Annotated in this window: 10 protein-coding genes; 1 reads left to right on the plus strand and 9 read right to left on the minus strand. The window is 62.5% G+C overall.

Going from position 1 to position 9,642, the window contains the following annotated elements; all coding sequences use genetic code 11:
- The 9 genes from A3722_RS01920 to A3722_RS01960 form a co-directional block, all read right to left on the minus strand.
- On the minus strand, window positions 1-312 hold a 312-nt coding region (locus tag A3722_RS01920), incomplete at its 3' end, for an alpha/beta fold hydrolase (protein WP_150120400.1).
- A gap of 5 nt (window positions 313-317) precedes the next feature.
- The gene (locus tag A3722_RS01925; RefSeq protein WP_067625630.1) at window positions 318-1,307 is read right to left on the minus strand and encodes an NAD(P)H-quinone oxidoreductase; all 990 of its coding nucleotides are present in this window, start codon (window positions 1,305-1,307) and stop codon (window positions 318-320) included.
- 154 nt (window positions 1,308-1,461) lie between these two features.
- Window positions 1,462-2,514, minus strand: coding sequence for a TRAP transporter substrate-binding protein (locus A3722_RS01930; protein ID WP_067625583.1), 1,053 nt, complete (start codon window positions 2,512-2,514; stop codon window positions 1,462-1,464).
- Between the two features lie 72 nt (window positions 2,515-2,586).
- Window positions 2,587-3,894 carry a TRAP transporter large permease gene (locus A3722_RS01935; RefSeq protein ID WP_067625578.1) on the minus strand — a complete coding sequence of 436 codons (1,308 nt, stop codon included), beginning with the start codon at window positions 3,892-3,894 and terminating at the stop codon, window positions 2,587-2,589.
- Window positions 3,891-4,427: a TRAP transporter small permease subunit gene (locus tag A3722_RS01940; RefSeq protein ID WP_067625576.1), complete on the minus strand. Its 537-nt coding sequence runs from the start codon at window positions 4,425-4,427 to the stop codon at window positions 3,891-3,893. Before A3722_RS01940 ends, A3722_RS01935 begins: the two co-directional genes overlap by 4 nt.
- On the minus strand, window positions 4,424-5,482 hold the full coding sequence (locus A3722_RS01945) for a phosphotransferase family protein (RefSeq protein ID WP_067625575.1): 1,059 nt from the start codon (window positions 5,480-5,482) through the stop codon (window positions 4,424-4,426). Before A3722_RS01945 ends, A3722_RS01940 begins: the two co-directional genes overlap by 4 nt.
- Window positions 5,479-7,053, minus strand: coding sequence for an AMP-binding protein (locus A3722_RS01950; protein ID WP_067625568.1), 1,575 nt, complete (start codon window positions 7,051-7,053; stop codon window positions 5,479-5,481). The genes A3722_RS01945 and A3722_RS01950 overlap by 4 nt, the downstream gene beginning before the upstream one ends.
- A 74-nt stretch (window positions 7,054-7,127) precedes the next feature.
- On the minus strand, window positions 7,128-8,336 hold the full coding sequence (locus tag A3722_RS01955) for an acyl-CoA dehydrogenase family protein (RefSeq protein WP_067625565.1): 1,209 nt from the start codon (window positions 8,334-8,336) through the stop codon (window positions 7,128-7,130).
- A gap of 10 nt (window positions 8,337-8,346) precedes the next feature.
- Complete coding sequence (locus A3722_RS01960; protein ID WP_067625562.1) at window positions 8,347-9,126, minus strand: SDR family NAD(P)-dependent oxidoreductase; 780 nt, start codon at window positions 9,124-9,126, stop codon at window positions 8,347-8,349.
- 121 nt (window positions 9,127-9,247) lie between these two features.
- Here A3722_RS01960 and A3722_RS01965 point away from each other — a divergent pair.
- Window positions 9,248-9,642, plus strand: a 395-nt coding sequence (locus A3722_RS01965; protein WP_150120401.1) for a TetR/AcrR family transcriptional regulator, incomplete at its 3' end; no start/stop codon positions are given.

A 9,642-nucleotide genomic window follows, 5' to 3' on the forward strand; every position in this document is an offset into this window, starting at 1 on the left:
TGGCCCGGTGCAGGTCGGGCCCGCGCCGTTTGCGAATGCCCGGGCGCGCCAATTGGCATCCCCCGAGCGGCCATAGCCGCGCAAGTCTAGCGCATAGGCCGCAAAGCCCGCCGCAGCGGCGGCCCGGAGCCAGCTAACACCACTGGCGTCGATATCGAACATCCTTCCCGAGAACGTGGCACCATGCACGAACAGGATCGGCGGGCGCTCCGCCGCGTCGCCGCGCGCCGCGAGATGCAGGCGAAGATCGGGATCGCGCGGCGCGGTGAGCCAATGGATGCGCGCCGCACCTGGATCGGCGGTTGCGGCCATTGCGGTCACGCCACCTTTAAAACGATCTTACCGATATGCTCAGATGTCTCCATCCGCGCATGGGCTTCGGCAGCTTTCTCCAGTGGGTAGACCGAGTCCATCACCGGCGCGATACGACCTGCCTCCAGATGAGGCCAAGCCTCTTTCAGCAGCGCCTCGGCGATCATGGCTTTGGCGGCGTCGCTCTGGGGCCGCAGGGTGGAGCCGGTGATCGTTAGCCGCCGGGTCATTACCTGGGTCATATTAAGTTGCATGTCGGCGCCCTGCAGGAAGGCAATTTGGACGAGGCGCCCGTCGTTGGCTAGGGCATCTAAGTTGCGCGCCATATAAGGGCCACCCACCATGTCGAGGATAAGCTGGGCTCCACCTTCGGCTTTCATGACCTCGACATAATCTTCCTCGCGGTAGTTGATGGCGCGTTCCGCGCCCAGGGTTCTGCAGGTCTCGCATTTTTCCGGCGAGCCAGCGGTCGCGAAAACCCGTGCGCCGCGCAGTGCGGCGAGCTGGATGGCTGTCGTGCCGATCCCCGACGAGCCGCCATGAACGAGGAAACGCTCCCCCTCCTCCAGACCGCCGCGCATGAAGACGTTGGTCCAAACGGTGTAATAGGTCTCGCAAAGCGCCGCGGCCTGCTCCATCGAGAGGCCCTCAGGCACCGGCAGGGCGTGGTCGGCATGGGTCACGGCGTATTCGGCGTAACCTCCGCCGGGCAGCAGCGCAGTCACTGCATCGCCCAACTCCCATCGGGTTACGCCCTCGCCAATCGCGGCCACATACCCCGCGCCTTCGAGCCCCGGCAGGGGCGAGGCACCCGGTGGCGGGGCGTAGTTGCCGGCGCGCTGCAAAGCGTCAGGCCTGTTCACGCCCGCGTGGCTGAGACGGATAAGAATTTGCCCAGGGCCGGGCCGGGGCACTGGACGGGTCGCAGGTTTCAGGACCTCGGGCCCACCGTATTCGGAGATTTCGACCACGCGCATCGTTTTGGGAAGTTGCATCATTCAGCCTCGGCTTTGGGGCAAGAGCCCGGGGAGTTTAAGAGAGACGGTACCGGCGCCACCTGGATAGGCGAAAGCCTGCAAATGGCACTGTGGGTAGCGGCAAAATTTGCCGCGAGGGCGGGGGCCGCAAAGAACCCCCGCCGCCATGAGATCAGGCTTTCCCGGTGAGTCGCATGAACTCGTGCAGGAGTTCGGCGACGCGGCCGGAATATTTCGGATCACGCTCAGCGAACTCGTCCACGACCTCCATCGACTTCACGCGCAGCTCTTCGACTACGGCAGGCTCAAGTGTGGTGATCTCACCGCCAAGCTCTTTGACAAACTCTTTCTTGCGCAAAAGGTCGCGATGCAGGAAGTGGGCGGAAGCGTCGGCGCTGGTGGCGCGCACAATTTCGTTAAAGGTAGCCTTCAGATCGTCGCCGAGGGCCTCCCACTGCTTCATGCCGACCATGACTTCGCCGTTAAGTTGGCTAACCAAATCGGGCTGGACGATGTATTTGGTCACTTCTTGGAAGTTCATGCCCCAACCGGTAGAGATCGACCCCCAATGCGCGCCCTCGACCACGCCAGTTTGCAACGCTTGATAAAGTTCGCCACCGGGGATCGAGACGGGCGAGGCGCCCATCTTTTCGAATACCATCGCCGCGGTGCCCGTAGACCGGACGCGCCAGCCGTCGAAGTCTTCCTTGGTGACCAACGGGCGATTAGAGTAGAGCGCCAGACCGGCGTAGGAGACCGGGCCGGCCTGATAGATACCATGCTCGGCGTAGGCTTCGCGGATCACGTCGATTGCGCCCATCTCATACATGAACATGTGCATTTCTTCGTGGCTGCCGAAGGTGCCGATGTTACCGTTGAGATGACCCGCGACGGGGATCCGGCCCATCCAGTAGGACGGGTAGATGAAAGCGCTTTCCAGCAGGCCGCGGCGTACGGCGTTGAGGACCTCGCCGGTGGGCACGATGCCATCGTTCTGAACCGGTTCGATGGTCAACTCGCCGCCGGTGGCCTCGGACACGCGGTTGGCGAATTTGACGAAGACATCGTCGTAGTACCAGTTGCCCGTGGGCCAATGGGTCTGCATCCTCCAGGTGATCTTGCCCTGGGCGATGGCGGCCGGTGCGGCCAGCATCGAACCGGCACCGGCAGCGGCGCCGGCCGTGAGTAGCTTACGCCGGGACAGCGGTTGCTTGTTGATGGTCATATGTAGTCCTCCACAAGGTTAAGGGGCCGGGCCGCGTCACTCCTCCCGCGACGCCGGGACTGCCGAAGCGGATCAGAGCCGCTCCGGAAGATCGGTGAAATTCGTGATGATCTGGGGAAACAGGAAGATCAGCGCGCCCGTGGCCAGCATCAGCAGGAAATAGGGGGTGATCGCGCGATAAATCGCGCTGATCGGCGTCTCAGGGCTGAGGATCTTTAGGTAGAAAAGGTTATAGCCGAAGGGCGGCGAAATATACCCGATACACAGGTTGAGTTGGAACAGAATGCAGAACCAAATCGGGTCGAAGCCTAGTTCCACAACGATCGGAAAGAAAATCGGAAGCATCAGCAGAATGATCCCAATGGGGTCTAAGAACATGCCCAGCAACAGCGTCACCGCCTGAAGGATGAGGATCATCATCAGCGGCGAGACGTCGAGCCCGCGCAGGAAGTTCTGCATGAAGGTCGTGCCCCCGGCCCCTCCGTAGACGGCAATGAAAGCGCTGGCCCCAAAGACGATCCAGATGACCATGCCGGTCATGGCAGCGGTTTCGTAGCTGACCTCCTTGATGTAGGTCCAATTGAGCTCGCGCCGGATGGCGACCGAAACGATTACGGCAGCGGCACCCACAGCGGCGGCTTCGGTGGGCGTGGCGATGCCAGCGAAGATCGAGATCAGCACCGACAGGATGACCACCAGCGGCAAGAAAACCGAGCGCAGTGCGCCGATCCGTTCGCGCAGCGGCGCCACCTCTGCCGCGCCGGGCGCCAGTTCAGGACGCATGTAACTGCGGATGGCGATGTAGAGCAGGAAGATCCCGAACAGCAGCAGGCCCGAGATCAGGCCACCCAAGAAGAGCCGCCCGACCGACTGCCCGGTCTGCATGCCGATGACGATCAGCGTGATCGAGGGCGGGATCAGAATGCCCAGCGTCCCCGAGGCACCGATCGTGCCCAGCACGAAGGAGCGGTCATAGCCGCGCTTGTCCATTGCCGGGATTCCGACAAGTCCGGTCGTCATGGTTGACGCGGCGCAGCTTCCGGTCATGGCTGAAAGCGTCGCGGCAAAGCCAGCGGTGCCCAGCAGCAACCCGCCATTGGTCCGGCCTGACCAGAGGTAGAAGGCTTGGTAGAGGTCATGGGCGATTTTTGATCGCGCCAATGCCACGCCGATGAATACGAAGAGCGGGATCGCCGAGAGAAGGATCGACCACATCGCGCCAAACATCGTAGTAACGATGGAATACATGCCGTAGCTGCCAAAGGTCAGCAGGCCGAAGATGACGGCCGTACCGCCCATGGCGAAAGCGAGCGATACACCCGACAGGATGGCTAAGAGGACCATCCCGAACATTCCGATGGTCAAGATTTCAGGGCTCATAGGATTTCGCTCCTTTGGGCCTCGGCGGCGGATTGGGTATCGGCGTCGGGATTGACGAGAAGGACCAGCGCGCGGATCGCTTCGATCAAGCCCTGTACGGTGATCAGCACTGCGCCTAGGAAGAGTGAGAGCTTGATCGGCCACATCGGGTGCCGCAGCACGCTGTCGTCAAGCTCGTTGAACCGCCAAGCGTCCTCAAAAAGCCAGAAGCCCTCCCAGATCAGAACGCTGCCCCAGATGATCAAGAAGATGCAGTTGATCAGGTCGAGAAAAGCAGTGAACCGCGGCGAACGGGTGTTGAGCAGCAGGTCCACGCGAACATGGTTGCGACGGATCAGCGTGTAGGCCCCTACGAGCACAAAATAGGCGCCGAAGATCCGCTGGGTGTAGCCATGGGCCCAAATGGTGGGCGCGCCGAACACGTAACGGGCGACCACTTCCCAGCAGAGCACGACAATGCCGATCCAAATCAGGAACGAGATGGCCTTCCCGATCATGATGTTGATATTTTCGATCTGTCTGAGGAGTCTCATGACACCACCTTTCGGGTTTCGGCCCTGGTATCCGGCCCATCGAGCCCGGCCGCCTGCACCGCGCGGATGGCGAAGCGTTCGGCAAGCGGGCCGAGCTCGGCCGCTTCATCGGAGGCGGCGCTACCCGCCCGGGCGCGGTCGGCAATCCCCACGAAGATCACCGCAAAGCGGAAGAGCGCGAAAGCGAGGTGGAAAAGGGTGAGTTCCGGCGTCGGGCGGGCATGGGCGTGGTAATGGGCCACGAACTCTTCCCGCGTGGGAATGCCGAGCGCCGCATGGTCGAGGCCCAGAATGCCGCCGTATTCGTCGGGCGCGGTTTGCCAGGGCATGACGCAGAAACCCAAGTCCGCCAGCGGATGGCCAAGGGTCGACAGCTCCCAGTCGAGCACCGCGATGACCCGCGGCTCGGTGGGATGGAACATCATGTTGCCCAGCCGAAAATCGCCATGGGCGATGGACACCGCACCGTTATCGGCAGGCATATTGGCAGGTAGCCATTCCATCAGCTGGTCGAGCGCGGCGATGCGCGGACCGGGTGATCTGGCATATTGCGCGCTCCAACGCCGTAGCTGCCGCTCGAAATAACCACTGGGCCGGCCATAATCGCCCAAGCCCACCGCATCGGGGCGCACCGCGTGAAGCCGCGCAAGCGTCTCTGCCATGGAAAGATACATCGCCCGCCGTTCTTCAGGGCTCAGCCCGGGCAATGCGCAGTCCGAAAAGACGCGCCCCTCAAGCCGCTCCATCACGTAGAAGGGCGTGCCCAGAACCTCGGCATCCTCCTCAAGCACCAGCGCGCGGGGAACGGGCACATCGGTCCCGTCCAGCGCACGGAGCACACGAAACTCCCGCTCGATGGCGTGGGCGCCGGGCAGGATCGGCCCGGTTGGCTTGCGCCGAAGCACCAGCCTGCGTGCGCCCCAGTTCACGAAATAGGTGGGGTTCGACTGTCCACCGCTGATCGGCTCGAACGCCAGCGCGGCGTCGGGTCCGCCGTCTTCGGGAAAATGACGGCTCAGCCAGTCGCGCAGATTCGGAGCATCAAGGCCGCTCATTGAGTCACCATCCGCTTGGCGGTTTCCCGCAACAGGAATTTCTGAATCTTGCCGGTCGCGGTCTTAGGCAACTCACCAAAGACGAAGCGCCGCGGGCGCTTGAAGCCCGACAGGTGCTGTCGGCAGAACCCGTCGAGGTCGGCTTCGGTCAGGGCAGAGTCCTTGCGCGGCTCAACGAAGGCCCAGGGGGTCTCCCCCCATTTCTCATGCGGGGCGGCGACGACGGCAGCCAGCAGTACGTCGGGGTGCTTGTGCAGCACCGTCTCTAATTCGATGCTGGAAATGTTTTCCCCGCCCGAGATCACCACGTCCTTCGCACGATCGCGGATCTCGATCTGGCCATCGGGATGGCGCACGGCCACGTCACCGGTGTGCAGGAAGCCGCCTGCAAAAGCTGCCTCTGTTGCCTCGGGATCGCGGTAGTAACCGGCCATAACTGTGTTGCTGCGCAGGACGATCTCGCCCTCGCTCTGCCCGTCATAGGGAACTTCCTGTCCGGCCTCATCGACGATAGCGATACCGGCGGTAGTGTTGTGGCGGTAGCCCTGTCGCGCCAACATAGCGGCGCGCTCATCGACCGTGCCGGGGGCGTCCGCGCCGGGATCATTAAGCGTGGCGGGACCGTAGCTCTCGGTCAGGCCGTAGCCGTGAAGCAAGTCGAACCCCCGCTCCTCCATCCCCGCCAGAAGCGTGGGCGTGGGCGCAGCGCCGCCGGTCATCACCTTCACCCGGCGCAACGGCCCGCTGCTCCCGTGATCGAGGATCATATAAAGCACCACCGGCGCGCAGCACATGTGGCTGACCTGATGACGGCCGATCAGCTCAAGGATAGGGGCCGGGTCCACCTGCTCCAGACAGACATGCAGACCGCCCGCGGCTGTCACGCCCCAGGTGTGGCACCAGCCATTGCAATGGAACATCGGCAGCGTCCAGAGATAGCGCGTCACGCTGGTGAAGCCGAGCATCATCACGTTGCCAACCGCGTTCAGATAGGCGCCACGATGGGTGCAGACGACACCCTTGGGCCGCCCGGTGGTGCCGGAAGTGTAGTTGAGTGCGATGGCCTGGGTCTCGGACGTGACATTCGCGGTCCAGTCCAGCGCGGGCGCCTCACCTTCGAAGAGATCGAGACCCGTACCGTCGCCGGGCCGGTGGCAGAGCATCGTGACGGGGGTCGCCACACCGTCGAGCGCGGGCGCCGTGCGCGCCTCGCACAGGACGAGCTTGCTGCCCGCGTGATCGAGGATATAGGCGATTTCCTCGCCCGCCAGGCGCGTGTTGAGCGCATTGAGCACCGCGCCAAGCGCGGGCACGGCGAAATGCGCCGCCAACATCTCGGGCCGGTTTGTCAGCATGACCGAAACCACATCGCCGGGCCCCACACCCTGCGCCTTCAGCCAGTGAGCCATGCGCGCGACGATCTGGCGGAATTCGGTGTAGTCCCAGATCCGGTCGTGCCAGGCCACGGCCGGGCGGGTGCCATGCACTTCCACCGTCCGCTCAAGCAGATCGAGCGGAGTCAGAGGACGGAAATTGGCGGAGCGGGCCGCAAGATGTTGTGCGTCGAACAAGTGGGCACCTCCTCATGCCTTTATGTTTCGCTTGACCCCGCCACGACGGCAGCGGCCGGGCATGTGTCTAAGTGTCAGCTCTCGGTCACGTCCCAGTTCCAGAAATCCCGGTGCTCCGTGCTCAAGAAGCGCTCCAGAACCATCATGTGGACCTCGTCCGCGCCATCGACGAGCCGCGCCTGACGGGCGTAGCGGTAGATCCACTCCAGGGGCGTATCCGTGGAATAGCCGCGCGCGCCGTTGATCTGAATGCCGGTATCGGCTGCCTGATGCAGCAGGTTGGCAACGTGTACCTTGGCCATCGAGACCTCCTTGCGTGCGAAACTGCCTTGGTCCAGCGCCCAGGCAGCCTTCATCACCAAAAGACGGCCAATCTCGATCTTCATCGCCAGATCGCCCAGCATCTGGCGGATGCTTTCGCGCTCAATCAGGCGTTCGCCGAAGGCATAGCGATCAGATGCGTAGTCCTGCGCGATCTCAACCGAGCGCTTGGACAGGCCTAACCAGCGCATGCAATGGGTCAGACGGGCCGGCCCCAAGCGCATCTGCGTGACCTTAAGCCCAAGCCCCTCGCCAAGAAGCACATTGTCGGCATCGACTTCCAGCCCGTCGAAGACCAGCTCGCAATGACCACCGTGCTCCTCGGGCCCCATGATCGGGATGCGCCGATCAATGTGCCAGCCGGGTTGGTCCCGGTCAAAGAGGAAGGCCGTCAGCCCCCGGCGCGGATCGTCGGACGTGCGCGCCATCAGGATAAAATGCTGCGCCGTCTCGGCGCCGGTGATGAACCATTTGCGGCCGGTGATGACGTATTTGTCGCCCTTCCGCTCAGCTTTGGTCAGCATCATCGAGGGGTCAGAGCCGGAGCCCGGACCGGGCTCGGTCATCGCGAAAGCCGAGCGCACGCGCCCGTCCACAATGGGCGCAAGCCAGCGCTCTTTCTGCGCATCGGTCGCGGCCTGCTCCAGCACCATCATGTTGCCGTCATCAGGTGCGGCCGAGTTGAAGACCACCGGTCCGAAGATTGACCGGTTCATTTCCTCATAGCAGACAGCCATGCCCACCTTGCTTAGACCCTTGCCGCCAGTCTCGGGCTTTAGCTGCAGGCACCAGAGCCCCGCATCCTTAGCCTTACCACGCAACGTGCCCAGCAACTCTTCGTTGATGTTTCCGTGCGCGTCATAGGCGCCGCGATCAGATTCAAGAGGAATAATCTCCTCATCTACAAAGCGGGAAATGCGGGCGCGGTAGTCCTCAATCTCGGGGGAAATTGCGAAATCCATGGGGCGTTCCTTATAGTGAAGTGACCAAGTGGCCGCCGTCGACCACCAATTCCGAGCCGGTCATGAACCGACCATGATCCGAGGCCAGCAAGAGCAGCGGCGCAGAGAGATCCTCCATCTGACCCAGTCGGCGTACGGGGATACGGCTCACGAGCTTCTGGCCTGCTGCGGTTGCGAAAAAGTCGCGGTTAATATCAGTTTCGATATATCCGGGACAAATCGCGTTCACGCGGATGTCATGGCGCGCCCATTCCAGCGCATGGGCGCGGGTGAGCTGCACCACAGCCGCCTTGGCCGCGGCATAGGCCGAGAGCCCTCCTGCGACGCGTTTGCCCAAAATTGAGGCGATGTTGATGATGCTGCCCCCCTGCCCGTCCGCGACCATGGCCGTTGCGGCAGCTTGCGAAACGAGGAAGACACCGGTCAGATCGGTGTCGATCACCTGGCGCCAGCTCTCTTCGGGCGTTTCCAACGCGGGGCCGTTAAAGGCGATACCGGCATTGTTGACGACGATATCGAAGCGCCGCCCGTCGAAGGCTTCGGACACCGAGGCCGCATCCGTGACGTCGAGGCGCAGGGCTTGTGCCCTGCCGCCCGCGTCCACGATCTCCTGCGCAAGATCTGATACTTTCTCGACCCGCCGGGCGGCAACGGCGACGTCGGCCCCATGCGCGGCAAGAATCCGGGCAAAATGTACCCCGAGGCCAGAAGAAGCGCCGGTCACTAACGCGGTCCGCCCGGTCAGGTCAAACCCTACGTGGGAGACGGCAGAAGTAGAATGCTGTAGCACGTAAACAATTCCTCAATCGAACGAACGCTCGATTTATTTCTTGCACAGTATCTCTGGCGCTGGCAACAATTTTGTTGCAGCATGTCGGGCAATTCGTTGCCGCGCCGCAGAAAGACCTTAGATGACCCAAGCCGCAAACACCTACCTGCCAACGACCGATGACCTGTGTCGTTCGGTCCTTGAGAACAATCGCGACAGCATCTCGATTCAGAAGCCCGAGCTTGCAGTGCGCAAGCTGGCTCTGATCCTGAACGCCGCGCTGGAGCTTTCGAACAAAAAAGGGTTTCAGGCCATGAGCTTACGCGATCTTTCGCAAACCTCTGGCGTGAGCATGGGCGGGCTCTATTCCTATTTCGACAGCAAGGCCACTCTGCTAAAGATGATCCTGTCTGAGGTCACAATGGCGGTTGAGAATGCCCTTGCCCACCCGCCCGAAGAGGTGCGCCGGGACCCGCGCACCCACCTTATGTGGCTAATCGAAATCCATATCCGTCTGACCGAGGCGATGCTCCCTTG

The organism is Sulfitobacter sp. HI0027 (genome assembly GCF_001634775.1).
GTDB lineage: Bacteria > Pseudomonadota > Alphaproteobacteria > Rhodobacterales > Rhodobacteraceae > Sulfitobacter.

Coding starts and splice junctions, on each gene's coding strand:
- A3722_RS01925 (WP_067625630.1), bottom strand. CDS start 1,307: ATGCAACTTCCCAAAACGATGCGCGTGGTCGAAATCTCCGAATACGGT.
- A3722_RS01930 (WP_067625583.1), bottom strand. CDS start 2,514: ATGACCATCAACAAGCAACCGCTGTCCCGGCGTAAGCTACTCACGGCC.
- A3722_RS01935 (WP_067625578.1), bottom strand. CDS start 3,894: ATGAGCCCTGAAATCTTGACCATCGGAATGTTCGGGATGGTCCTCTTA.
- A3722_RS01940 (WP_067625576.1), bottom strand. CDS start 4,427: ATGAGACTCCTCAGACAGATCGAAAATATCAACATCATGATCGGGAAG.
- A3722_RS01945 (WP_067625575.1), bottom strand. CDS start 5,482: ATGAGCGGCCTTGATGCTCCGAATCTGCGCGACTGGCTGAGCCGTCAT.
- A3722_RS01955 (WP_067625565.1), bottom strand. CDS start 8,336: ATGGATTTCGCAATTTCCCCCGAGATTGAGGACTACCGCGCCCGCATT.